Origin of the sequence: Kitasatospora sp. NPDC058063 (genome assembly GCF_042885395.1) — a bacterium.
GTDB classification, from domain to species: Bacteria; Actinomycetota; Actinomycetes; order Streptomycetales; family Streptomycetaceae; genus Kitasatospora; species Kitasatospora lactacystinica.
Window position 1 is genome coordinate 57626 of the sequence record NZ_JBHVSD010000027.1, and the last position, 24584, is coordinate 82209.

Here is a 24584-nt window from a genome sequence, read left to right on the forward strand (position 1 = left end):
CTTCCGAAGGGAGTTGAACGGGGTCAGTAGTCCAGCGCGCCGATCGCGGAGCGCAGCGCGCCCGGCACGTCGACCACCAGCCGGTGCACGCCGTCCCGGACGACGTGCCGGCCGCCGACCACGACGTGCCGCACGTCCGCCGCCGAGGCCGCGAAGACCGCGATCTCGGCGCCGAGCCGGGGCGGCGGTCCCGCCGTGCGGACGGTGTCCAGCGCGATCACCGTGAAGTCGGCGAGCGCCCCGGCCTCGATCCGTCCGGCCTCCGGCCAGCCGAGCGAGGCGTGGCCGTCCTCGGTCCCGGCCCGCAGCAGCGCGTTCGCCGTCCAGTGGCCGCGGGTGCGGGTGCGCAGCCGCTCGTCCAGCTCCAGCGCGCGGGCCTCCTCGAACGGGTCGATCACCGCGTGGCTGTCGCTGCCCAGGGTGATCGGGGAGCCCGCCGAGGCCAGCCGGCGGGCCGGGCCGATGCCGTCCGCGAGGTCCCGCTCGGTGGTGGGGCACATGCAGACCGTGGTGGAGGAGTCGGTGAGCAGCCGGACGTCCTCGTCGGTCAGGTGGGTGGCGTGCACGGCCGAGGTGCGCGGGCCGAGCGCGCCGTGGTCGGCGAGCAGCCTCGTCGGGGTGACCCCGTGCGCGGCCAGGCAGGCGTCGTTCTCGGCGGTCTGCTCGGAGAGGTGGACGTGCAGCGGCGCCCCGCGCACCGACGCCCAGTGCGCGACGGTGCCCAGCTGCTCGGCCGGGACGGCCCGCACCGAGTGGACGGCGGCGCCGATCCGGGCGTGCTCGCGCGGCTTGAGCGCGTCCGCCCGGACCGCCCAGGCCTCCGCGTCGCCGTCGCTGAACCGCAGCTGCGGCCTGGTCGGCTCGGCGCCGAAGCCGGAGGAGAGGTAGCAGGTGTCCAGCAGGGTGATCCGGATGCCGGCCCGGGCGGCGGCCTCGATCAGCGCCTCGCCCATCGCGTTCGGGTCGGTGTAGCGGGCGCCGCCGGGCGCGTGGTGCAGGTAGTGGAACTCGCCGACGGCCGTGATGCCGGCCAGCGCCATCTCGGCGTAGACGGCGGTCGCGAGCTCCAGGTAGCGGTCCGGGTCCAGCGCACCGGCGAACCGGTACATGGTGTCGCGCCAGGTCCAGAAGGTGCCGGAGCCGACCTGGACGTGCCCGCGCAGCGCCCGGTGGAAGGCGTGCGAGTGGGCGTTCGCCTGACCGGGCAGCAGCAGCCCGTCGAGCCGGACGGCGTCGGGCGGGCAGGGGCCGCTGTCCGGGGTGACGGCGGCGATCGTGCCGCCGGGGCCGGTGGTGATCAGCACGTCCGGCTCGACCACCGGCCCGTTGTCGTGCGGCAGCCAGGCGTACTGCGCCCAGTAGCGCACGTGCTCGTTCACTGGCACGCCAGGTCCTCCAGTACGTCGGCGAGGGCGGCGACCCCGGCCAGGCAGTCGGCCTGCTCGGCGTGCTCGGCCGGGGAGTGCGAGACGCCGGTGGGGTTGCGCACGAACAGCATGGCGGTCGGGATCGCGGAGGCCAGGATGCCGGCGTCGTGTCCCGCGCCGGTGGGCAGCACCGGGGCGTCCAGCAGCTTGGCGAGCCGGTCGCGCAGCGGCCCGTCGAAGTCCACCACCGGGGTGTAGGACTCGCGGGTCAGCTCGACCCGGACGCCGTCGCGCTCGCCGCGCTCGGCGGCGGCCCGCTCGATCTCGGCGACCAGCTCGGTCAGGGTGCGCTCGTCGGCGGCCCGGGAGTCCAGCCAGCCGCGCACCAGCGAGGCGATCGCGTTGGTGCCGTTGGGCTCCACCGCGACCTTCCCGAAGGTGGCCAGCGCGCCCGCCAGCTTGGCCTTCTTGCGGGCGGCGAGCACGGTGTTGGCGTAGGTCAGCATCGGGTCGCGGCGGTCCTCGATCCGGGTGGTGCCGGCGTGGTTGGCCTCGCCGTGGAAGTCGAACCGCCAGCGGCCGTGCGGCCAGATCGCGCCCGCCACGCCGACCGGCTGCTCCTCGGCGAGGCAGCGGCCCTGCTCGACGTGGAGCTCGACGAAGGCGCCGATCCGGGCCAGCCGGTCGTCGTCCGCGCCGATCGCGGTCGGGTCGTAGCCGGCCTTCTCCATCGCGTCGGGCAGCCGTAGGCCGTCGGCGTCGCGCAGCTCGTACGCGGCCTCGCGGGACAGCACCCCGGCGGTCAGCCGGGAGCCGATGCAGGCCACCCCGAACCGGGCGCCCTCCTCGTCGCCGAAGTTGACGATCGCCAGGGGCCTGGTGAACTCCGTTCCCCGGGCGCGCAGTTCGTCCAGCGCGGCGAAGGAGGAGACCACCCCGAGCGGGCCGTCGAAGGCCCCGCCGTCCGGGACGGAGTCCAGGTGCGAGCCGGTGACGACCGCCCCCTGCCCGTTCGGGTCGCCCAGCCAGGCCCACTGGTTGCCGTTGCGGTCCAGCTCGTACGTCAGGCCGCGGCTGCGGGCCTGCTGCTCGAACCAGGCGCGGCACTCGGCGTCGGCGGAGTTCCAGGCGAAGCGGCGGTAGCCGCCGGAGGTGGCGGAGCGGCCCACGGGGAGCAGCTCCGCCCACATCTCTTCGAACGAGGGTGCTGTCACAGCTCACCCATCGGGACGCGAACCCCGCGCTCGGCGGCGACCTCGTCGGCGCGGTCGTAGCCGGCGTCGACGTGCCGGATGACGCCCATGCCCGGGTCGTTGGTGAGCACCCGGCGGATCTTCTCACCGGCCAGCGGCGTGCCGTCGGCCACGGTGACCTGGCCGGCGTGGATGGAGCGGCCGATGCCGACGCCGCCGCCGTGGTGGATGGAGACCCAGGAGGCACCGGAGGCCACGTTGACCATGGCGTTGAGCAGCGGCCAGTCGGCGATCGCGTCCGAGCCGTCCAGCATCGCCTCGGTCTCCCGGTACGGGGAGGCGACCGAGCCGCAGTCCAGGTGGTCGCGGCCGATGACGATCGGCGCGGACAGCTCGCCGGAGGCGACCATGTCGTTGAAGCGCTCGCCGGCCTTGTCGCGCTCGCCGTAGCCGAGCCAGCAGATGCGCGCGGGCAGGCCCTGGAAGTGCACCTTCTCCTGGGCCATCTTGATCCAGCGGTGCAGCGACTCGTTCTCCGGGAAGAGGTCGAGCACGGCCTTGTCGGTCTTGGCGATGTCCTGCGGGTCGCCGGACAGGGCCGCCCAGCGGAACGGGCCCTTGCCCTCGCAGAACAGCGGGCGGATGTACGCGGGGACGAAGCCGGGGAAGGCGAAGGCGCGGTCGTAGCCGGCCAGCTGGGCCTCGCCGCGGATCGAGTTGCCGTAGTCGAAGACCTCGGCGCCGCGGTCCAGGAAGCCGACCATGGCCTCGACGTGCTTGGCCATCGACTCGCGCGAGCGGGTGGTGAACTCCGCGGGCTTCTCGGCCGCGTAGGTGGCCATGTCGTCGAAGGCGACGCCGATCGGCAGGTAGCTCAGCGGGTCGTGGGCGCTGGTCTGGTCGGTGACGATGTCGATCGGCGCGTCCATCGCGAGCAGTTGCGGGAAGAGCTCGGCGGCGTTGCCCAGCAGGCCGATGGAGAGCGGCTGCTTCTTGTCGCGGGCCGCGGTGGCCAGCTCCAGCGCGTGCGCGAGGTTCTTGGCCTCGACGTCCAGGTAGCGGTGCTCGATCCGGCGGGAGATCCGGGACGGGTCGCAGTCGATGCAGATCGCCACGCCCCCGTTCATGGTGACGGCCAGCGGCTGGGCGCCGCCCATCCCGCCGAGGCCGGCGGTGAGGGTGATGGTGCCCTCCAGCGAACCGTTGTACCGCTTGTTGGCGACGGCGGCGAAGGTCTCGTAGGTGCCCTGGAGGATGCCCTGGGTGCCGATGTAGATCCACGAGCCGGCGGTCATCTGGCCGTACATGGTGAGCCCGAGGCTCTCCAGCCGGCGGAACTCCTCCCAGTTGGCCCAGTCGCCGACCAGGTTGGAGTTGGCGATGAGCACGCGCGGCGCCCACTCGTGGGTCTGCATCACGCCGACCGGCCGCCCGGACTGGACCAGCATGGTCTCGTCCTGCTTCAGGCCCTCCAGCGTCCTCACCATGGCGTCGAAGGAGCGCCAGTCCCGCGCGGCCTTGCCCGTGCCGCCGTAGACCACCAGCTTGGACGGGTGCTCGGCCACCTCCGGGTCGAGGTTGTTCATCAGCATCCGCAGGGCCGCCTCCTGCTGCCACCCCTGCGCCGTCAGCCCCGTCCCACGCGCCGCGCGCACCTCACGCGGCCCGCTCGCCTGCTGCACCATAGTTCGGCCTCCCTGCGGATGGATTCATTCAAGCTATGTTCGATTGAATATAACTAAACAGTCGGCTTTCGACCAGACCCCGAAAGCATCCGATCAACGCCCGAACCGGAGCGCCTGCCGCCAGTAGCCTGCGGCCGGAAGCACCAGCCGATCGGCCCAGTGGAGGACGCCATGGCAGCTGTTCCGGCACGCTCCGGCAGGCTGCGCCGGACCGCCGAAGGGATCGAGCGGCGCACCGGGCTGCAGGTCGAGATCATCGGCGGCACGCTGCTGATGTCGCCTCCCCGCCGAGGGAAACACGCCGGCACAGTGCGCCACCTGCGCGAAGACCTCGGACCGCAGCTGCCCGCGAACCTCGGCGCCCACGAGTCGTCATCGGTCGCCCTACCGGACGACGAGGACGACTGCGCCACCCCCGACCTGATCGTGCTGCCCGTCGCATGGGAGAACGAGGACGACCGGCGAGCCGATCCCCGCCGTGCCGCTCTCGCCGTTCAGGTCGTTCCCGGCCCCTCGCTCATCACCCACATCGCCGCCAGGACCAGCTGGTACGCGATCGCAGGCGTTCCGGTCCTCCTCACGGTCGACCCCCGCAAGGGCGCCTGGACACTCCACACCCGCCCCCGCGACGGCGAGTACCAGGGCGTCCTGCACGGCACGTACGGCGAGGCCGTCCCGCTGCCCGCGCCGCTGCCCGCCGAGCTGGACACCTCCGGCCTTCCGCTGTACGCGCCGCGCGGCTGAGTCAGGCCGCCGCGCCGCCGTCCCAGTCGATGCCGATCTCGGCGAGCCAGCGGCGGTCGTCGGCGTCCGGGGCGGGCGGGGACGGCGGGCGGGGGATGTTCTGGACGGGGCCGAGGCCGTACTTCTCGGCGGCCGCGACGGCGCGGGCGTCGGGTTCGATGACGCCGACGTGGACGGCCGACTCGTCGCCCGGGTCGAGGACGGTCAGTTCGGGTTCGGGCAGGCGCCGCAGGGTGACGCGGCGTCCGCAGGCGGGGCAGGACCATTCGTCGGCGCCCGAGGAGAGGCGGGCGACGAACTTCATCTCGTGGATCACGTGCATGGGTGGCACCCCCTGCAGGAGGGGATGCCCGGGTTTGTGACGGCTACTCCCCCGCCGCCGCTCCGGGCCGTGCTTGTTCCACGCTCATTCCAGGAAGAGGCCGCGCGCCGCCGCCGACTGCTCGATCGCCTCCAACCGGGCTTCCGCTCCGGGCAGTTCGTCGCACATGGACTGCAGCAGCACCCGGCCGAGCATCATCGGGGCGCATGCGGTGTCGAAGACCAGCCCGGTGCCGACGGCGGCCGGCAGCATCAGGTCGGACAGCTTGGCGACCGGCGCGAACGCGCTGTCGGCCACGGTGAGCACCGTCAGCCCGCACTCGCGGGCCACCGTCAGCGCGTCCATCAGCTCCCGCGGGTAGCGCGGCAGCGCGAAGCAGAGCAGTGCGCTGGCCCCGGCCGCCCGGGCCTGTTCCAGCCGGTCGGCGAGCATGCTGCCGCCCTCGTCCAGCAGCCGGATGTCCGGGTGCACCTTGGCCGCGAAGTAGGCGAAGCCGCGCGCCTGCGCCGAGGCGGCCCGCAGGCCGAGCACCGGCAGCGGGCGGGAGGCGGCGAGCAGCCGGGCGGCCCGGGTGATCGGCTCCGGGTCGGCGAGGAGTTCGGCGAGGTGGCGCAGGTGGGCGATCTCGGCGAGCACGGCCTGCTGGTGCTCGTTGCGCACCGCGTCGTCCGGGGTCTCCGGCGCGGCCTGTTCGCCGCCGCCGAGTTCGCGCAGCTGCTTGCGCAGCGCCGGGTAGCCGTCGTACCCGAGCGCGACCGCGAAGCGGGTGACGGAGGGCTGGCTGACGCCCGCGAGTTCGGCGACCTCGACGCTGGACAGGAACGGCGCCTCGGTGGCGTGCCGCACCAGCGAGTGGGCGATCCGGCGCTGGGTCGGCGTCAGCCGGTGCCCCTCGAACAGTTGGAGCAGCCGGGCGGAGGGGCCGACGCTGCCGGTCTCGTCGGTGGCGGTCATCAGCGGTACCTCCGGGTGCGAGGGGGTCGGACGACGACTGTGCAGGAGCGGGCCGCACCTGGCAAAGACGTCTCGTACGGCGGGACGTCCGGTGGGACGCCCCGCGGGTCGGACCGGTCGGGCGGGCCGGACCGGTCGGGCGGGCCGGCGGCCGGCCGAACCGGGTCGGGGTAACCCTGATTTGTCCCTGAGCCCGCCCGGATTCCTCCTGCGAACGGATGGACCGGGGGCCCCGGCGGCCCCACCCTGGATCCATGGACACTCGTCAGGACGAACTGCGGCGCGACCTCGACGCCACCCTCCAGGCCCGCAAGGAGCTCGGCAAGGAGTACGAGGACGCACTCGTCGACTCCTTCATGAAGCGGCTCGACGCCCGGCTGGACGCCCGGGTCGAGCGGTCGGTGGCCCAGCGGTTGGACGACTACGAGCCGCGGTCCCCCCACCGGGGGCAGTCCCGCCGTTCGGGCTGGGGCAAGCGCTCCAACACCGGGCTCGCGGTGACCTCGCTGGTCCTCGGCATCCCGCTGACGGCGATCGCGGGCAGCCCGGAGAGCGGCGGCTTCGCCGGTCTGGTGGTCTGCTGGGCGGGCATCGTCGGAGTCAACCTGGCGGCCGCCCTGGGCGAGCTGCGCAACCGCCGGGACCGCGCGGAGCGCTCGCCGCGGAGCGACTGGGACTGAGCCCCCGTCACTCCACGGCGACGCCACGACCCCGGCCGGCCGGGTCTCAGGCCAGCGGGCCGGTGACCCGCTCGACCGCCCGCACCAGCTCGCCGGAGGCGACCAGCTCGGCTGCGGCCTCCAGGTCGGGCGAGAGGAAGCGGTCGCGGCCGGCACCGCCGACGCCCGCCTCCCGGGCGGCGGCCATGGCGGCCGCGGTGGCCGGGGCGACGCGGCCCGACGCGTCGGCCTGCTGACGGATCTCCAGCGCCCGGGCGGCCGCGGTGAGTTCGACGGCGAGGATCCGGCCGAGGTTGGCCACGGCCTGGCGCAGCTTGCGCGCGGCCGACCAGCCCATCGACACGTGGTCCTCCTGCATCGCGGAGGACGGGATCGAGTCGACCGAGGCCGGGACGGCGAGCCGCTTGTTCTCGCTGACCAGTGCCGCCTGGGTGTACTGGGCGATCATCAGGCCGGAGTCCACGCCCGGGTCGTCGGCCAGGAAGGCCGGCAGGCCGTGCGAGCGGGCCTTGTCGAGCAGCCGGTCGGTGCGGCGCTCGGAGATCGAGCCGAGGTCGGCGGCGGCGATGGCGAGGAAGTCCAGCACGTAGGCGACCGGGGCGCCGTGGAAGTTGCCGTTGGACTCCACCCGGCCGTCCGGCAGCACCACCGGGTTGTCGACCGAGGCGGCCAGTTCGCGCGAGGCGACCAGCCGGGCGTGCTCCAGGGTGTCCCGGCCCGCGCCGGCGACCTGCGGGGCGCAGCGGATCGAGTAGGCGTCCTGGACCCGCGGCGCGTCGTCCTGGTGGTGGCCGGTGAGGCCGGAGTCCTTGAGGACGGCGAGCATGTTGGCGGCGCTCAGCGCCTGGCCCGGGTGCGGACGGATCGGGGCGTGCAGCTCGGGGGCGAGCACCTTCTCGGTGCCGAGCAGCGCCTCCAGGCTCATCGCGGCGGTGATGTCGGCGTTGGTGAAGAGCCGCTGGAGGTCGGCGATGGCCATCACCAGCATGCCGAGCATGCCGTCGGTGCCGTTGATGAGGGCGAGGCCCTCCTTCTCCAGCAGCTCGACGGGCTCGATCCCGGCGGCGGCGAGCAGTTCGGCGGCGGGCTTCTCCACGCCGTCCGGGCCGGTGGCGGTGCCCTCGCCCATCAGGACCAGTGCGCAGTGCGACAGCGGCGCGAGGTCGCCGGAGCAGCCGAGCGAGCCGAACTCCCGCACCACCGGGGTGATGCCCGCGTTGAGCAGGGCGGCCATGGTCCGGGCGACCAGCGGCCGGACGCCGGTGCGGCCGGAGGCCAGCGTCTTCATCCGCAGGAACACCAGCGCGCGGACCACCTCGCGCTCGACCGCCGGCCCCATGCCGGCGGCGTGCGAGCGGACCAGCGACCGCTGCAGCTGGGCGCGCAGCTCGGGGCTGATGTGGCGGACGGCGAGCGCGCCGAAGCCGGTCGACACGCCGTAGACGGGGCGCGGCTCGGCCGCGAGGGCGTCGATCCGCGCGCGGGCGGTCGCCATCTCGGCCAGCGCGTCGGGGCCGATCTCGACCCGGGCGTTGCCCCGGGCGACGGCGAGGACGTCCTCCGCGCTGACGTCGGCCTTGCCGACCAGGACCAGCGGAGCGTCGGGGGCCACAGCACTGTGCATATCCATATACACCATCACATCAGGTGAATGAAGATATGACAACAGGTGCTCGCCATCCGGATTCTCCGCCCTCCGGACCGGCGCCGCACACCGCGGCCCCCGCGCCGCCTCCGCGTCACGTCGCGAGCTCGGCCTCGATCAGGTCCGCCGCCCGGGCGGTGCCGCCCTCGGCCCGCCCGGCGGCGGACAGCTCGCGCAGCCGCTCGGCCACCGCCGGATCGCCGACCAGCTCCAGCAGGGCGGCGCGCAGCGCCTCCGCAGTGGCCTGCTCGGTGTCCAGCCGGCGGGCGACGCCGAGCCCCACCAGGGCGTCCGCGTTGGCGAACTGGTCGGTGGCCTGCGGCACCGCGATCATCGGCACGGCGTGGAACAGCCCCTCGCTGGAGCCGCCCATGCCCGCATGGGTGACGAAGGCGTCCGCCTGGGAGAGCACCGACAGCTGCGGCACCCACCGGTGCACCTCGACGGTGTCCGGCACCTCGCCGAGCTCGGCCGGGTCGGTGTGGCTGCCGATCTGGAGCACGGTGTGCCAGCCCGGCAGCTCGCCGAAGGCCCGGACGCAGGCCCGATAGAAGGCCGGCTGGTGGGTGAAGGCCGAGCCCAGCGAGACCAGCAGCACCTTCTCGGCGCCGGCCGGCCGCTCCCACCGCCCCTGGTGGGCGCGGTCGCCGAAGCAGGGCCCGACGAAGCTGATCCGCCGCTCGTCGACCCGGTCGGCGTTGGGCTGCAGGGCGCGCGGGACCAGTGCGATCGCCCGCTCCGGGCGGTTCTTGAAGGAGTCCACGTCGCGCTGCACCACACCGGCCTCGGCCAGCCAGTCGGCGAACCGGCGGTAGTGCTCGGCGCCGCCCGGACCGGTGCGGATCGCCTCGAACACCTCCGCGAGGTCCTGCTCGAAGCCCTCCCAGCCGACGAAGGTGGGCGACAGCTGCACGACCGGCACCCCCAGCCGCTCGCCGAGCGCCCGGGCCGCGAAGCCCGCGATGTCGCAGAGCACCAGGTCGGGCCGGTCGTCGGCGAAGGCCTCCAGGAGGACGGGCCACATGGAGAGCGCGTCGTCCAGGAACAGCTCCTGGATCGCCACCGGATCCTCCATCCAGCCGTCCGGGTCGTCGGCGAGCGGCAGCTTCGTCGGGTACGGGACGAAGGCGGCGCCGGTGGACTCGACGGTTTCCCGGAAGGACGGGTCGTTGACGTAGCTGACCCGGTGGCCGCGGGCGACCAGCTCGGTGATCACGGCGAGGCTGGGGTTGACGTGGCCATGGGCCGGAATGGAGACCATCAGGATGTGTGCGGGGCGGTTCACGGGCACCTCCGGGGGCAGCGATGAAGACGAGACGGACCGTCTCGCGGTTGCTTGAGAAGACAATACGGTTCGTCTCGCTGTTGTGCATAGAATTTTTCCCATGACGTCCAGAACCGCCCCCGACCCCGCCCGCCGCAGCGAGCGCGCCCGCGCCGCCGTCCTCGCCGCAGCCACCGAACTCGTCGCCGAGGTCGGCTACGGCAAGCTGACCATCGAAGCGATCGCCGCCCGCGCCGGCGTCGGCAAGCAGACCATCTACCGGTGGTGGCCCTCGAAGGGGGCGGTGGTCTTCGACGCCTTCCTCGCCGCGAGCGAGCACGAGGGCAGCCTCGCCCTCCCCGACACCGGCGACCTCGCCGCCGACCTCCGCGCCGTCCTGCGCCCCACCAGCGACGAGCTCGCCGACCCGGGCGCCGACCGCACCTACCGCGCGCTCCTCGCCGAGATCCTCAACGACCCCGCGCTGCACGCCGAGTACCGCACCCGCCTGCTGGACCCGCTGCTGGAGGCCACCCGCGACCGCCTGCGCCGTGCCCGCGAGGCCGGCCGGATCGCCCCCGACGCCGACCTCGACCTGGCCGTCGAACTCTTCTACGGCCCGCTCAACTACCGCTGGCAGTTCCGGCTCGGCCCGCTCACCCACGAGCACGCCGACCTCCTGGTCGACGCCGCCCTCCGGGCACTCGCCCCACCCGCCGCCGACGGCGGTCGCGGCGCCTGAACCAGCACACGGCCACCACCGCCACCGGCACGCGGAGCAGCGGCACCAGGGCGGGCCGGGTGAACGGCCCGCCGGACCCACCGCCGGACCCACCGCGGGAGCCGTGCCGACGGCGAGGTGCCCGGCACGCCGTCACCGGGTCCGCCGACGGGCCCCGACCGGGGCCGACCCCTCAGACCGCCGGCGGCGAGGCCGGGCCCGCCAGGGCGACCGAGACCAGGGCCCGCATGGCGCAGGCGGCCTGGCCCAGCGGCAGGGTGGCGTCGTCGGCGAAGAGCTCCACCAGCCAGCCGCCGGCCGGGTTCTGGCCGCCCGCCGCGACCATGCCCCGGTAGCCGGAGACGACGAGCATCGCCTCCTCCGCCGGGTCGTTGCCGGCCGCGCCCGACCGCAGGGCGAAGGCGCCGCCGCGCACGGCGCGGCGGGTCATCGGGTAGTGCCGGAGGTCGAAGACCGCGTCGGGGGCCTCGATCCGGGCCCGCTGGGTCTCGGCGCGGGCGTTGGCGGGGCCGCTGGTCATCCGGTAGACGGCGTGCTGGGCGGTGCGCATGAACTGGGAGCCGGGCGGAACGTACGAGACCCACCAGCCGACGGCGTCCAGCAACCGGGCGGCGGCCTCGGCGACCACGACCAGCTTGCCGAGGGTGTCCGCCGGGTGGACGACCCGGGCCGCGGCAGCCCGGTCGAGGGAGGCGAGCACGGCGGTGAGCAGCTGCCCCGGATCGGCGCTGTGGGCGGCGCCGCGGAACCGCCGCCGGTCGCCCGCCCCGGCCCGGCCGTTCGGCCCGCGCCGCCCGTCCGCCCGGTGGTGCGGGTCGGCGGCGTCGGCGAGCAGCACGGTGGGGTCGGGCGAGAATCCGGGGCCGTGGCTGCGCCCGGCGACCACCGGGTGGGCGGCCCGGGCCGCCTTGGCCCGGTACTGGGCGGCGTCGGCGAGCCGGAACAGCCGGTCGGGGGTGGTGACGGGCCCGATCGAGTCCCCGGTGGAGGCGACCCCGCAGGCCACGCCCTCGCCCTCGGAGAGCGCGAGCGCCCGGGCGCACAGCTCCTCGGCGACGGCGACCACCTCGTCGGCCTTCTGCCCCTCCACCAGCAGGCAGAACTCGTCGCCGCCGAGCCGGGCGGCGAGGCTGCCGGGGAGCTTGGCGGCGGCCAGCGAGAGCTGGTGGGCGAACCGCTCCAGCAGCCGGTCGCCCATCTCGTGGCCGAGCTGGTCGTTGACCCGTTTCAGTCCGTTGACGTCGCAGACCACCAGGGAGACCACGGTGTTGTCCCGGTTGTGCGCCTCCAGCGCGCTCTCCAGCCGGGCGTCGACGGCCCGCCGGTTGGCCAGGCCGGTGAGCGGGTCGGAGAAGGCGAGTTTGCGCAGGTCGGCGAGGCGCTCGGTCTGCGCCAGCCCGGCCGAGACCTGGGCGGCGAGCAGGGTCGCGTAGTCGGCGTCGCCCTCGGTGAACCCGGGCATCCCGGCCGACCGGGCGAGGTAGAGCTCGCCCCAGGCCTGGCCGTGCAGCACGATCGGCGCGACCACGCAGCAGGCCCGCCCGCGCCGGCGCAGCGCCGCGGCGCGCTCCTGGCAGTACGCGCCGGCGGTCGGGTGGGCGTGCCCGGCGTGCGGCTCGCTGTTCTCGGCGCTCTGCAGCCAGGCGCGCGGCAGCCGCCCGGTGGTCCAGCGTTCCTCCAGGTACGTGACGATCTCGGGGAAGTCGGCGACCGGGTACGACTCGTCCTCGGGCAGTTCCTCCTCGCCCGGGGCGAGTTCGCCGTGGTTGACCAGGACCCGCAGCCGGCCGGACTCCCGGTCCCAGACCGATACGGCGGCCATGGTGGCGCCGAGCGCCTCGGTGGCCCGGGTGGCGGCGGCCCGGACGGCCTCCAGCGGGGTGAGCGCGGCGGCCATGTCCTGGGCGAGCTCGACCACGGACTGCAGCCTCAGGTCGGGCAGCGGGTCGGGGTTCCGCGGACGGCCGCAGTCGCAGTCGCGGTCCGTCATGATCGCCTCGCTGCCCACCGGCTCGCCTCGCTCCCTGCGCTCGGTCCTGCCAGACCCCCGCCGGCCGGCCGCACCCGACCGGCCGCTTGCACCAAGACTATGGCGGTTTCATTCGGTTATGCCCCGTTTGCCCGGACGGACCCGCAGCCGACCGTACGGGTTTCAACCGTTCGGCACCCGGGAAGCCGTACCCGCCGCGGGAGAGCCGCACCCATCGCAGGAGAGCCGCACCCACCACGGGAGAGCGCGCCCACGGACCTCCGCACCGCGGGCAGCCTCCTCCGCACCGCGGACGGCTTCTCCGCTCCCACGCCTTCCCCGCGGACGGAGCGCTATTCGCCCTCCCCGCGGACGGGCCGCTGTCCGCCCTCTCCGCGGGCGGAGCGCTACTCGGCCTTCAGCCGCCGGGTGAGCAGCCACGGCTCGACCAGTCCGAGCCCCCGCACCGGCCGCCGCCACATCGGCTGCAGGTGGAACCGGGCCCCGGCCTCCGGGCCCGGCATCGGCAGCCCGGAGGCGGGCATCCCGGCCGCGGCCGACAGCGCCTCGGCCAGGCCCGGCCCCTCCGAGTCGGCCGGGGCGACGCTGCCGTTCTGCTCCAGCGCGGCGGCGAACTCGCCGTCGATCAGCACCGCGTCCTTGGGGGCGATCGAGGTCAGCCGGCTGGCCAGGTTGACGGTGGTGCCGAAGACGTCGCCCATCCGCGAGGTGACCGTACCGAAGGCCATGCCGACCCGCAGCGGCGGGATGGTGTCGTTCCCGGCCAGCGCCTCGATCAGGCTCAGCGCGATCTCGGCGGCGGTCGCCGGGTCCTCGGAGACGTAGAGGATCTCGTCGCCGAGCGTCTTGATCACCCGGCCGCCCTGGCCGGCGATCAGGTCCGAACAGGTGTTCTCGAAGGTCTCGACCAGCTCGCCGAGCTCCTCCTCCTCCAGCCGCCGGGACAGCCGGGTGAAGCCGACCAGGTCGGCGAAGCCGACGGCGAGCCGTCCGCTGGTGATCTCGTTGTCCTCGGCGGCCTGCACCACCCGGCCGGTGACGGCCGCCAGCTGGCGCCGCCAGACGTACACCAGGAACTGCTCCAGCTCCGGCAGCAGCAGCTCGACCAGCGGGTACGCGACGTCGGCCCGGGTCAGCCCGGGCTCGGCGGACTGGGTGAGGTTCTCCAGGAAGGTGTCCATCTGCCAGCCGGCCAGCCGGGCCGTGGTCTGACCGGTGGAACGGGCCACCTGGATCGCCATCGACTCGCTGAGCAGCCCGGACTCCACCAGGCCGGCCAGGCGCCGCAGCGCGATCACGTCGCCGTCGGTGAGCGCGCGGGACTGGCCGATGTCGGGGAAGCCCATGGCGCGCCAGAACCGGGTGGCCAGCTCCATCGGGACGTCGGCGGCGCGCGCGGCCTGGTACGGGGTGTAGCGGCGCGGCGCGTCCAGGATCAGGCGTTCCAGTTCGAGCGCGACCGTGGGGTCGTTACTGCCCGCCGTCGCGCCGCTGCTGCCGTCCTCTGCCACCGGTCCGTCCCCGTGCGATCGCCGCACTCGCCTCGTGTCCTACCTGTCCGGGCGCGCCGTCCGCCACCCGGGCGGACAGTGGCGCGCCTCACACCGCTGCCAGGTGGAATGTTCGCACGGAATCGTCGGATCCGGGGCATCAGCCCGGGTCAAGGGGTGGTGAAGACTGCCGTTCAGCGGGCCTCGGGGCGCACGTGGACGACGTCCCCGGCACCGACCGCCCGGCGTACGCCGTCGGGCGTGCGGACCACCAGCCGCCCGTCGCCGTCCACCGCCACCGCCTCGCCGACCAGCTCGCGGTCGCCCGGCAGGTGCACCTTCACCCGGCGGCCGAGCGTGGTGCAGCGGTCCGCGTAGGCGCGCAGCAGGTCGCTGGCGTGCGGGTCGCCCGCGGCGGCCGTCCACTCCCGGTACAGCTCGGCCAGCTCGCGCAGCAGGGCGCGCAGCAGGGTGCCCCGGTCGGTGGTGGAGGCGCCGGCCAGCGCGAGCGAGGCGGCGGCGGGGACGGGCAGTTCCTCCGTGCGCAGCGAGACGTTGAGGCCCATGCCGACCACCACCGCGCCGCCCGACAGCTCGGTGAGGATGCCGCCGAGCTTGCGCTCCGCGCCGTCGATCTCCGCCTGGAGGTCGTTGGGCCACTTCAGGCCTACCTCGACCCCGGCGACCCGGCCGAGCGTGCTGGCCGCGGCCACCCCGGCCAGGATCGGCAGCCAGCCGTACCGCTCGACCGGCACCCCCTCGGGGCGCAGCAGCACGGACAGGAACAGCCCGGAGCGGGGCGGAGCGGTCCACTGCCGGCCCAGCCGGCCGCGGCCGCCGCTCTGCGCCTCGGCCACCAGCACCGCGCCCTGGGCGGCGCCCGCCGCGGCCCGGGCGGCGAGGTCGCTGTTGGTGGAGCCGGTCTCGGCGACGACGTCCAGCGAGGTCCACAGGCCGCCCGGGACGAGCAGGTCGTGGCGCAGCGCCTCCTCGTCCAGCGGTGGACGGTCCAGGTCGGTCCAGGGCGACGGTCCGGCGTGGCCGAAGCCGCGCAGTCCGCTGCGGCGGGGGGTCTCGGGTGCGGTCATGGGAAAACCCTAGGGCGTGTCTGACAATTCGAGTCGGATCAGGGCGCGGCGTCGGGGTGCGTGCATCGCAAGGCGGAGGTGGGGGCACCTCCCGGCCGGAGGCTGGGGGCGGAGCCACTGCGGTGGGGGCACCTCCCGGCCGAAGGCTGGGGGCCATTGGCGACCGACGACAACGCGGCGAGGTGCGTGCCCCGACGCCGCGCACCCGGCGGGAATTGTCAGACACGCCCTGGGGCCGATCCGGGACGCAGGCCGCCCCATCGTCCCGCAGAACACCCGTCAACAGAACTGTGTCGATGGTCATGACGCCAGGACGTGCCGCATCGCCCTCCGCGCTGGCTACGCTACCCAGCGGTAGTTCGTAGCGCCGCCCTGCCCTCATGCGCGGGCCCACCACCCGGCCCCGCGCGCACTCGAACAGGTCGCGGCCATGGATCAGGGAGAGCCACCGGATGACCGAGGCGTCGTACGACCCCCACACCACCGCCGGCAAGCTCGCCGACCTGCGGCGAAGGCTGGACGAGGCGGTGCACTCCGGCTCCGCGAAGGCCGTGGAGAAGCAGCACGCCAAGGGCAAGCTGACCGCCCGCGAGCGGGTCGCGGAACTGTTGGACGAGGACTCCTTCGTGGAGTTCGACGAGTTCGCCCGCCACCGCTCGACCAACTTCGGCCAGGAGAAGAACCGGCCGTACGGCGACGGCGTGGTGACCGGCTACGGCACCGTCGACGGCCGCCAGGTCGCCGTGTTCGCCCAGGACTTCACCGTCTTCGGCGGCTCGCTCGGCGAGGTGTTCGGCGAGAAGATCGTCAAGGTGATGGACTTCGCGCTGAAGACCGGCTGCCCGGTCATCGGCATCAACGACTCCGGCGGCGCCCGGATCCAGGAGGGCGTGGTCTCGCTCGGCCTGTACGGCGAGATCTTCCGGCGCAACGTGCACGCCTCCGGCGTCGTCCCGCAGATCTCGCTGATCATGGGCCCCTGCGCGGGCGGCGCGGTGTACTCCCCCGCGATCACCGACTTCGTGGTGATGGCCGACCGGACCTCGCACATGTTCATCACCGGCCCGGACGTGATCAAGACCGTCACCGGCGAGGACGTCGCGATGGAGGAACTGGGCGGCGCGCGCACCCACAACGCCAAGTCGGGCAACGCGCACTACCTGGCCGCCGACGAGAAGGAGGCGATCGAGTACGTCAAGAGCCTGCTCTCGTACCTGCCGTCCAACAACCTGAGCGACCCGCCGTCCTACCCCGAGCAGGCCGACCTCACGGTCACCGAGGAGGACCTCGAACTCGACACCATCGTGCCGGACTCGGCGAACCAGCCGTACGACATGCGCACGGTGATCGAGCACATCGTCGACGACGGCGAGTTCCTGGAGACCCAGCCGCTGTACGCGGGCAACATCATCACCGGCTTCGGCCGGGTCGAGGGCCAGTCCGTCGGCATCGTCGGCAGCCAGCCGATGGACCTGGCCGGCTGCCTGGACATCAACGCCAGCGAGAAGGCCGCCCGCTTCATCCGCACCTGCGACTCGTTCAACGTCCCGGTGCTGACCTTCGTCGACGTGCCCGGCTTCCTGCCCGGCACCGAGCAGGAGTGGGACGGCATCATCCGGCGCGGCGCCAAGCTGATCTACGCCTACGCCGAGGCCACCGTCCCGCTGATCACCGTGATCACCCGCAAGGCCTTCGGCGGCGCGTACGACGTCATGGGCTCCAAGCACCTGGGCGCCGACCTCAACCTGGCCTGGCCGACCGCGCAGATCGCCGTGATGGGCGCGCAGGGCGCGGTCAACATCCTGCACCGCCGGGAGATCGCCGAGGCCGAGGCGGCCGGCACCGTCGAGGAGAAGCGGGCCGAGCTGATCGCCTCGTACGAGGACACCCTGCTGAACCCGTACCTGGCGGCCGAGCGCGGCTACGTGGACGCGGTGATCGCGCCGAGCGAGACCCGCCGGCACATCGTCCGCGGTCTGCGGGCGCTGCGCGGCAAGCGCGAGGTGCTGCCGCCGAAGAAGCACGGCAACATCCCCCTGTAGGCCCCGTCCCTGTCGGGAGAGAAGCAGCCATGTCCCCGATCCACGTACTGCACGGGCAGCCGACCCCCGAGGAGCTGGCCACCGTCCTGGCGGTGGTCCAGGCCCGGGCCGCCGCCGCGCAGGCCGCCGCCGAGGCGGCGCGCCTGGCCGGTGCCGGCCCGGCGTCCCCCTGGAACGACCGCGCCCGCCTGCACCGCGCCGCCGTCCGTCCCGCCGTGAACGCCTGGCGGACCTCGGGCTGGGCGCACTGACACCCGCCGCGCGGAGCGGGAGGCCGGCCCCGCCGGCCGCCCGCTCCGCGTGTTCCCGGGTGCCCGCTCCGCCCGGAACCTGAGTACGGATACTCAGGCGCCCGCGGCCCGCGCGGCGCACTCTGGACTGGTGCTCTGGTCAGATCCCCGTGACGAGCCCTCGCCCGAGGCCCGTCGGATGCAGGAGCGGATGCAGCGGGCCGGCAAGGTGATCGCCGTCCTGGTGCTGGTCGGCGCCGTGCTGATGATGCTCTCCCAGCCCTTCACCTGAACCGTTCACCCGAACGGCGGATAGGGGCACCCCCTACCCTGGTGGGCATGACCGACCAGCGCGCCCTCGTCCTCGCCTCCGCCTCCCCCGCCCGCCTCGGGCTGCTGCGCCAGGCGGGCCTCGACCCGCGCGTGGTGGTCAGCGGCGTCGACGAGGACGCGATCACCGCCGCCACCCCCGCCGAACTCGCGCTCGTACTGGCCGAGGCCAAGGCGAAGGCCGTCGCCGCCGAACTCGCCGACGGCGAGCTGGTGATCGGCTGCGACTCCGTCCTGGAACTGGACGGCCGGGCCCTCGGCAAGCCCGCCGACGCCGCCGAGGCGCTGGCCCGCTGGCAGTCGATGCGCGGGCGCGCCGGCGTGCTGCGCACCGGCCACTGCGTGATCGACACCGCGACCGGCCGGCAGTCCTCGGCCACCGCCTCCACCACCGTCCGCTTCGGCACCCCGGACGACGTGGAGGTCGCCGCGTACGTGGCCTCGGGCGAACCGCTGCACGTCGCCGGGGCGTTCACCCTGGACGGCCGCTCGGCGCCGTTCATCGACGGCATCGACGGCGATCCGGGCAACGTCATCGGCCTCTCCCTGCCGCTGCTGCGCCGGCTGCTCGCCGACCTGGGCGTGCGCATCACCGATCTGTGGGCCGACTGACCTGCCGCACCGCGCCCCTGTCCCCCTAAGCTGACCGGCGTCCGAACGGGGAGGGGCGCGGAAGATGACCGACAGCGTGCTCAACGTGGTGCTCGGCCTGGTGGCCAGTGCGATCAGCGCTGTCCTCGGCTGGCTGGCCCAGGTGCTGCGGCGGCGCCGCAAGGTCGAACGGGTGCGGGCGTTCTTCGGACTGCCGAGCGGCAGCGATTGCCTGATCGTGGTGCCGCGCAGCATCGGGACCGGCTCGCACGCGCACACCGTGACCCGGCGCGACGCCTACGCGCTGATGTGGCTGGCCGGGCTGGTCGAGGAGTGCGGGGCGCGTCCCGAACTGGTCGCCCACGACGCCGCGCACCGCGGCCTGGGCGCCAAGACCGAGCTGTGCCTGGGCGGTCCGGTCAGCAACGAGCGGATGGCCGCGCACCTGGCCTGGGCCCTGCCCGGCGTGCTCGTCACCTCCGGGCCGGGTCCCGGCAGCAACGTGATCGTGGTGGGCGAGCGCGACTACACCGCCGACCGCGACCAGACGCACGCCCTGCTCGCCCGGATCTCCACCCCGGACGGCGGCCGCCCGGTGTTCCTGGTCGCCGGCCAGACCGGCGTCGCCAACCAGGCCGGGGTGCGCCACCTGGTCGCGCACCATCGCGAACTCGCCCGGAGGTACGGGCAGGACGGCACCTTCGCGCTCGTCCTGCGGGTGGTCAATCCGGAGGCGTACGGGCCGGACATGGTCGAGGTGGCGGCCGACGTGACGGCCGAGGCGCTGCAGCGGCCGGGTGCCCGCTCAGGCGCCGCTTGAGCGGTCCGCGCGAGACTGTGGCCGATGCCACCTCCCCGCCACGCCGCCGACCGGTCACCCGCCGTGGCCCCGCCCGATCCGGGCGGACCGGCGCCGACCTGCGGCGTCGTCCGCGGGGCCGCGGAAGGGGCCGGAAAAGCCATCACCGAGCGTGTGGGATAGTTCACAACCCGGGGCTACTCGCCGGTACTGCCCAGGAATCCATAAACTCAACGAGGTTCAAGAAGGGAGCCACAGTGCGCAAGGTGCTCATCGCCAACCGCGGGGAAATCGCCGTCCGCGTCGCCAGGGCCTGCTCGGACGCCGGTATCGCCAGCGTCGCCGTCTACGCCGAGCCGGACCGGGATGCGCTGCACGTCCGCGCGGCCGACGAGGCTTACGCGCTGGGCGGTGACACCCCCGCTACCAGCTACCTGGACATCGCCAAGGTCCTCAAGGCGGCCGCCGACTCCGGCGCCGACGCCGTCCACCCCGGCTACGGGTTCCTGTCGGAGAACGCCGACTTCGCCCAGGCCGTCCTCGACGCGGGTCTGATCTGGATCGGCCCGCCGCCGCAGGCCATCCGCGACCTCGGCGACAAGGTGACCGCCCGGCACGTCGCCCAGCGGGCCGGTGCCCCGCTGGTGGCCGGCACGCCGGACCCGGTCTCGGGCGCCGACGAGGTCGTCGTCTTCGCCCGGGAGCACGGCCTGCCGGTCGCCATCAAGGCGGCCTTCGGCGGTGGCGGCCGCGGCCTCAAGGTCGCCCGCACGCTGGAGGAGATTCCCGAGCTGTACGAGTCCGCGGTGCGCGAGGCCGTCGCCGCCTTCGGCCGCGGCGAGTGCTTCGTCGAGCGCTACCTGGACAACCCGCGGCACGTGGAGACCCAGTGCCTGGCCGACAAGCACGGCAACGTGGTGGTCGTCTCCACCCGTGACTGCTCGCTGCAGCGCCGCCACCAGAAGCTCGTCGAGGAGGCGCCCGCGCCGTTCCTGACCGCCGAGCAGAACGCCGAGCTGTACCGGGCGTCCAAGGCCATCCTGAAGGAGGCCGGCTACGAGGGCGCCGGGACCTGCGAGTTCCTGGTCGCCCTGGACGGCACGATCTCCTTCCTGGAGGTCAACACCCGTCTCCAGGTGGAGCACCCGGTCACCGAGGAGGTCACCGGCCTCGACCTGGTCCGCGAGATGTTCCGGATCGCCGACGGCGAGGAGCTCGGCTACGGCGACCCCGAGGTGCGCGGCCACTCCTTCGAGTTCCGCATCAACGGCGAGGACCCGGGCCGCAACTTCCTGCCCGCGCCCGGCACCGTGACGCTGTTCGCCCCGCCGTCCGGCCCGGGCGTGCGCCTGGACTCCGGCGTGGAGACCGGCTCGGTCATCGGCCCGGCCTGGGACTCGCTGCTGGCCAAGCTGGTCGTCTCCGGCCGCGACCGCAAGCAGGCCCTGGAGCGGGCCCGCCGCGCGCTGGCCGAGTTCAAGGTGGAGGGCATGGCCACCGCCATCCCGTTCCACCGGGCGGCCGTCGTCGACCCGGCGTTCGCGCCGGAGGTGCACGGCAGCGACGAGCCGTTCAAGGTCTTCACCCGGTGGATCGAGACCGAGTTCGACAACACCATCCCGCCGTTCGCCGGCGCGGCCGGTGACGGCGAGGAGGCCGAGACCCGGGAGACCGTGGTGGTCGAGGTCGGCGGCAAGCGGATCGAGGTCTCGCTGCCGTCCTCGCTGGGCGTCGCGACGGCCCCGGCGGCCGGTGCGGCGGGTGCCGCCAAGGCCAAGCGCCGGGTGGGCGCCAAGAAGGCCGGTTCGGCCGTCAGCGGCGACACCCTGGCCTCGCCGATGCAGGGCACCATCGTCAAGGTCGCCGTGGAGGAGGGCCAGGTCGTCGCCGAGGGCGAGCTGATCGTGGTCCTGGAGGCGATGAAGATGGAGCAGCCGCTGAACGCCCACAAGGCGGGCACCGTCTCCGGTCTCAAGGCCGAGGTGGGCGCGAGCGTCAGCAGCGGCGCCGCGCTCTGCGAGATCAAGGACTGACGCCGCCGCGGGAGGCACCGTCCCCCGGACCGGTCCGTACGCCCTTCGAGGGCGTGCGGACCGGTCGCGTTTCCGGGGTCCGCCGGTCGCGTCCCGCGGACTCCCCGCGGGCTCAGCGCCCGCGCGGCAGCCCCAGCTCGGCCAGCCGGGTCGGCATGCCGCCCGGGCCGACCGGTCCGCCGTGCGCGCCGGGGCGGCGCTGGCCGGGCAGCGGGGCACCGCCGGGGGGCGGGCCGCCGCGGCGGGCCATCGGGCCGGGCTGGGTCTGGTGCACCGGGCCGCTGCCGGTGCCGTGCACCGGGGCGTCGCCGCTCGGGCCCGCGCCCAGCGGGGCCAGGTCGACCTGCACCCCGCAGTCGGCGAGCGCGTCCAGTTCGCGGACGGTGGCGTCGTCCGCGGTGGCCTGCTCGTCGGTGACCAGCCGGGTGATGGTCTCGGTGGCGACGGTCTGGAACATGCCGGCCGCGCCGAGCTTGGTGTGGTCGGCGAGGACGATCACCTCGGCGGCCGCCAGCACCATGGCCCGGTCCACGCTCGCGGACAGCATGTTCGCCGTCGACAGCCCGCGCTCGGCCGTCAGCCCGCTGCCGGAGATGAAGGCCTTGGTGACCCTCAGCCCCTGCAGGGACTGCTCCGCGCCGCTGCCCACCAGCGCGTAGTTGGAGCCGCGCAGGGTACCGCCGGTCATCACCACTTCGACCCGGTTGGCGTGCGCCAGCGCCTGGGCGACCAGCAGCGAGTTGGTGACCACCGTCAGCCCGGGCACCCGGGCCAGTCTGCGGGCCAGCTCCTGGGTGGTGGTGCCGGCGCCGACCACCACCGCGTCGCCCTCCTCCACCAGGCCGGCGGCGAGGTCCGCGATGGCGCTCTTCTCCGCCGCGGACAGGTGGGTCTTCTGCGGGTATCCGGGTTCGCGGCTGAAGCCGCCGGGGAGCACCGCGCCGCCGTGCCGGCGGTCGAGGAGCCCTTCTGCCTCCAGCGCCCGCACGTCACGGCGCACGGTCACTTCGGAGGTCTGGACGACGCGGGCCAATTCCCGGAGCGAGACGGCTCCGTTGGCGCGCACCATTTCGAGGATCAACTGGCGACGTTCTGCTGCAAACACAGAACCGACGGTAACCTGCGTGACCGTCTGCTTTCAGGCGTTTGCAGCTAGTAGCGGGAATTGCTCACGCACGAGCGGCGCGTGACCGTAGAATACGCGCCGCCCATGCCCCCGGAACCGCGCCCGCCGTCCGGGTGACGGCCATGCCCGCGCGAAGGGCGGCCGCCGATCGGCGACCGCCCTCAACTGTGCGCCGGACGCTCAGGATTCGCCGTCGGCCCGCTTGCGGATGTGCAGCTGGCGGGCGGCCTCGGCGGTCGAACCGGAGACGGACGGGTAGACGGTGAAGGCGCTGGCCACCTGTTCGACCGTCAGATTGGCGTCCACCGCGAGCGAGATCGAGTGGATCAGCTCGCTGGCCCGCGGGGCGACGACCACGCCGCCGACCACGATGCCGGTGCCCGGGCGGCAGAACAGCTTCACGAAGCCGTCCCGGATGCCCTGCATCTTCGCCCGCGGGTTGCCGCGCAACGGGAGCTTGACCACGACGGCGTCCATCTTGCCGCACTCCACGTCGGCCGCCGTGTAGCCGACGGTGGCGATCTCCGGGTCGGTGAAGACGTTGGACGCCACGGTCTTGAGGTTCAGCGGCTGCACCGCGTCGCCGAGCGCGTGGTACATCGCGATCCGGCCCTGCATGGCCGCCACCGAGGCGAGCATGAAGACGCCGGTGCAGTCGCCGGCCGCGTACACGCCGGGGGCGCTGGTGCGGGAGACCCGGTCGACCTGGATCTGGCCCCAGTCGTTGAGCTTGACCCCGGCCTCCTCCAGGCCCATCTCGGAGGTGTTGGGGATCGAGCCGACCGCCATCAGGCAGTGGGTGCCCTCGATCACCTTGCCGTCGGCCAGCATGACCTCGACCCGGTCGCCGATCCGCTTGACGCTCTCGGCGCGTGAGCGGCCCATCACGTTCATGCCGCGGCGGCGGAAGACGTCCTCCAGCACCTCGGCGGCGTCCGGGTCCTCGCCCGGCAGCACCCGGTCGCGGCTGGAGACCAGGGTCACCTTGGAGCCGAGCGCCTGGTAGGCGCCGGCGAACTCGGCGCCGGTCACGCCGGAGCCGACCACGATCAGCTCGCGGGGCAGCTCCTCCAGGTCGTACACCTGGGTCCAGGTGAGGATCCGCTCGCCGTCCGGCTGGGCGTCCGGCAGCTCGCGCGGGTGGGCGCCGGTGGCGATCAGCACGGCGTCGGCGCGCAGCGTCTGCACGGTGCCGTCGGGCGCGTCCACCAGCACCTCGCGGGAGCCGTCCGCGGCCTGCCCGCCGGTGCCGAGCCGGCCGCGGCCGCGCAGCACGGTGACGCCGGCCCGGGTGACGGACTGGGTGATGTCGTGGGACTGCGCGATGGCCAGGCGCTTCACACGGCGGTTGACCTTGCCCAGGTCCACGCCGATGACCCGGGCCGCCTGCTCGACCGGCGGAGTGTCGTCCGCGACCAGGATGCCCAGTTCCTCGTACGAGCTGTCGAAGGTGGTCATCACCTCCGCGGTCGCGATCAGGGTCTTCGACGGAACGCAGTCCGTGAGCACCGCCGATCCGCCCAGACCGTCGCGGTCGACGACGGTCACCTCCGCGCCGAGCTGAGCGGCCACCAGCGCCGCCTCGTAGCCGCCGGGTCCGCCACCGATGATCACGATCCGAGTCACGCTCCCCATTGTCCCGCACGCCGGGACGGCCGCCACGCCGGGGTCCGGGCTCCCGTACGTTCGTCCAGTAGCCCCGGCCCGCCCGCCGCCCGGGCTACGCTGGCCCCCATGCCCCTTTACGCCGCGTATGCCACCAACCTCGATGCCCGGCAGATGACCCGCCGAGCCCCGCACTCCCCACTGCGCGGCACGGGGTGGCTAGCCGGTTGGCGGCTCACCTTCGGCGGCGAGCAGCTCGGCTGGGAAGGCTCGCTGGCCACCGTGGTCGAGGACGAGAAGGACCAGGTCTTCGTCTCGCTGTACGACGTCGCGCCGATGGACGAGGAGGGCCTGGACCGCTGGGAGGGCGTCCAGCTCGGCATCTACCGCAAGATCAAGCTGCGCGCGCAGACCCTGGACGGGGACATCCCGGTCTGGACGTACGTGCTCAACGACTACGAGGGCGGCCTGCCCGCGGCCCGCTACCTCGGCCTGATCGCCGACGCCGCGGAGAGCGCCGGCGCCCCGCACGACTACGTGATGGACCTGCGCCGCCGCCCCTGCTGAGGGGTTCCCGGGGCTCCGTGCGCCTGCGGGCCGCGCGCCGGGCGAGCGGGTACGGAGGGTACGGAGCGCCGTCTGTGTGGGAACCGACGAACCGAGT

General features: G+C 74.0%; 21 protein-coding genes and 1 pseudogene. 10 read left to right on the plus strand and 12 right to left on the minus strand.

Annotated features, from left to right (window positions below; all coding sequences use genetic code 11):
• Positions 1–23: 23 nt before the first annotated feature.
• From ACFVUY_RS35045 to hutU, 3 genes are read right to left on the minus strand one after another with little or no spacing between them, the layout of a single operon-like run.
• Positions 24–1385: a formimidoylglutamate deiminase gene (locus ACFVUY_RS35045; RefSeq protein WP_387736324.1), complete on the minus strand. Its 1362-nt coding sequence runs from the start codon at positions 1383–1385 to the stop codon at positions 24–26.
• Positions 1376–2557 (minus strand): allantoate amidohydrolase, encoded by a 1182-nt coding sequence (locus ACFVUY_RS35050; RefSeq protein ID WP_387736350.1) that lies wholly within the window; start codon positions 2555–2557, stop codon positions 1376–1378. Before ACFVUY_RS35050 ends, ACFVUY_RS35045 begins: the two co-directional genes overlap by 10 nt.
• Before the next feature lie 20 nt (positions 2558–2577).
• On the minus strand, positions 2578–4245 hold the full coding sequence (hutU, locus tag ACFVUY_RS35055; protein ID WP_387736325.1) for a urocanate hydratase: 1668 nt from the start codon (positions 4243–4245) through the stop codon (positions 2578–2580).
• A 171-nt stretch (positions 4246–4416) separates the two neighbouring features.
• On the opposite strand from hutU, the gene ACFVUY_RS35060 reads away from it, so the two are divergent.
• A complete protein-coding gene (locus ACFVUY_RS35060) occupies positions 4417–4989 on the plus strand; it encodes a Uma2 family endonuclease (protein WP_387736326.1) in 573 nt (190 codons plus the stop codon).
• Position 4990: 1 nt separating this feature from the next.
• Here the strand turns inward: ACFVUY_RS35060 and ACFVUY_RS35065 are convergent, their stop codons facing one another.
• Together ACFVUY_RS35065 and ACFVUY_RS35070 are read right to left on the minus strand one after the other, a co-directional pair.
• Entirely contained in the window at positions 4991–5311 is a 321-nt protein-coding gene (locus ACFVUY_RS35065; RefSeq protein WP_359906104.1) for a hypothetical protein, read from the minus strand.
• A gap of 84 nt (positions 5312–5395) precedes the next feature.
• Positions 5396–6265 (minus strand): MurR/RpiR family transcriptional regulator, encoded by an 870-nt coding sequence (locus tag ACFVUY_RS35070; protein WP_224278798.1) that lies wholly within the window; start codon positions 6263–6265, stop codon positions 5396–5398.
• A 254-nt stretch (positions 6266–6519) separates the two neighbouring features.
• Between ACFVUY_RS35070 and ACFVUY_RS35075 the strand changes: the two genes are divergently transcribed.
• Positions 6520–6945 carry a hypothetical protein gene (locus ACFVUY_RS35075; RefSeq protein ID WP_387736327.1) on the plus strand — a complete coding sequence of 142 codons (426 nt, stop codon included), beginning with the start codon at positions 6520–6522 and terminating at the stop codon, positions 6943–6945.
• Positions 6946–6991: 46 nt separating this feature from the next.
• Here ACFVUY_RS35075 and hutH read toward each other — a convergent pair whose 3' ends face one another.
• On the minus strand, positions 6992–8569 hold the full coding sequence (gene hutH / locus ACFVUY_RS35080) for a histidine ammonia-lyase (protein ID WP_387736328.1): 1578 nt from the start codon (positions 8567–8569) through the stop codon (positions 6992–6994).
• 115 nt (positions 8570–8684) lie between these two features.
• Positions 8685–9851 (minus strand): macrolide family glycosyltransferase, encoded by a 1167-nt coding sequence (locus ACFVUY_RS35085; RefSeq protein ID WP_387736351.1) that lies wholly within the window; start codon positions 9849–9851, stop codon positions 8685–8687.
• Positions 9852–9975: 124 nt separating this feature from the next.
• Here ACFVUY_RS35085 and ACFVUY_RS35090 point away from each other — a divergent pair, with 124 nt between their 5' ends.
• A complete protein-coding gene (locus tag ACFVUY_RS35090) occupies positions 9976–10596 on the plus strand; it encodes a TetR/AcrR family transcriptional regulator (RefSeq protein WP_387693274.1) in 621 nt (206 codons plus the stop codon).
• Between the two features lie 739 nt (positions 10597–11335).
• Here ACFVUY_RS35090 and ACFVUY_RS35095 read toward each other — a convergent pair.
• The 3 genes and pseudogenes from ACFVUY_RS35095 to ACFVUY_RS35105 form a co-directional block, all read right to left on the minus strand.
• Positions 11336–12493 (minus strand): annotated as a pseudogene (locus ACFVUY_RS35095) (diguanylate cyclase domain-containing protein); the annotation flags it as partial.
• A gap of 479 nt (positions 12494–12972) precedes the next feature.
• A complete protein-coding gene (locus ACFVUY_RS35100) occupies positions 12973–14097 on the minus strand; it encodes an adenylate/guanylate cyclase domain-containing protein (RefSeq protein ID WP_387693272.1) in 1125 nt (374 codons plus the stop codon).
• A gap of 173 nt (positions 14098–14270) precedes the next feature.
• Positions 14271–15164, minus strand: coding sequence for a biotin--[acetyl-CoA-carboxylase] ligase (locus ACFVUY_RS35105; RefSeq protein ID WP_387693270.1), 894 nt, complete (start codon positions 15162–15164; stop codon positions 14271–14273).
• 452 nt (positions 15165–15616) lie between these two features.
• Here ACFVUY_RS35105 and ACFVUY_RS35110 point away from each other — a divergent pair, with 452 nt between their 5' ends.
• The 6 genes from ACFVUY_RS35110 to ACFVUY_RS35135 all read left to right on the plus strand — a co-directional run bounded on the left by ACFVUY_RS35110 (position 15617) and on the right by ACFVUY_RS35135 (position 21189).
• Complete coding sequence (locus tag ACFVUY_RS35110) at positions 15617–17206, plus strand: acyl-CoA carboxylase subunit beta (RefSeq protein WP_359906088.1); 1590 nt, start codon at positions 15617–15619, stop codon at positions 17204–17206.
• Between the two features lie 29 nt (positions 17207–17235).
• Positions 17236–17457 (plus strand): acyl-CoA carboxylase epsilon subunit, encoded by a 222-nt coding sequence (locus ACFVUY_RS35115; RefSeq protein WP_387693268.1) that lies wholly within the window; start codon positions 17236–17238, stop codon positions 17455–17457.
• Between the two features lie 130 nt (positions 17458–17587).
• Positions 17588–17728 carry a morphogenic membrane protein MmpB gene (mmpB, locus tag ACFVUY_RS35120; RefSeq protein ID WP_380542892.1) on the plus strand — a complete coding sequence of 47 codons (141 nt, stop codon included), beginning with the start codon at positions 17588–17590 and terminating at the stop codon, positions 17726–17728.
• A gap of 47 nt (positions 17729–17775) precedes the next feature.
• The gene (locus ACFVUY_RS35125; RefSeq protein ID WP_387736329.1) at positions 17776–18378 is read left to right on the plus strand and encodes a nucleoside triphosphate pyrophosphatase; all 603 of its coding nucleotides are present in this window, start codon (positions 17776–17778) and stop codon (positions 18376–18378) included.
• Positions 18379–18442: 64 nt separating this feature from the next.
• Positions 18443–19177, plus strand: a complete 735-nt coding sequence (locus ACFVUY_RS35130; protein WP_387693265.1) for a hypothetical protein — start codon at positions 18443–18445, stop codon at positions 19175–19177.
• 236 nt (positions 19178–19413) lie between these two features.
• A complete protein-coding gene (locus ACFVUY_RS35135; protein WP_359906073.1) occupies positions 19414–21189 on the plus strand; it encodes a biotin carboxylase N-terminal domain-containing protein in 1776 nt (591 codons plus the stop codon).
• 112 nt (positions 21190–21301) lie between these two features.
• On the opposite strand, the gene ACFVUY_RS35140 is transcribed toward ACFVUY_RS35135, so the two are convergent.
• Entirely contained in the window at positions 21302–22258 is a 957-nt protein-coding gene (locus ACFVUY_RS35140; RefSeq protein WP_380542983.1) for a DeoR/GlpR family DNA-binding transcription regulator, read from the minus strand.
• A 237-nt stretch (positions 22259–22495) separates the two neighbouring features.
• A complete protein-coding gene (locus ACFVUY_RS35145) occupies positions 22496–23950 on the minus strand; it encodes an NAD(P)H-quinone dehydrogenase (RefSeq protein ID WP_387693261.1) in 1455 nt (484 codons plus the stop codon).
• Positions 23951–24049: 99 nt separating this feature from the next.
• Here ACFVUY_RS35145 and ACFVUY_RS35150 point away from each other — a divergent pair, with 99 nt between their 5' ends.
• On the plus strand, positions 24050–24487 hold the full coding sequence (locus ACFVUY_RS35150) for a gamma-glutamylcyclotransferase (protein ID WP_224284955.1): 438 nt from the start codon (positions 24050–24052) through the stop codon (positions 24485–24487).
• Positions 24488–24584: the final 97 nt, after the last annotated feature.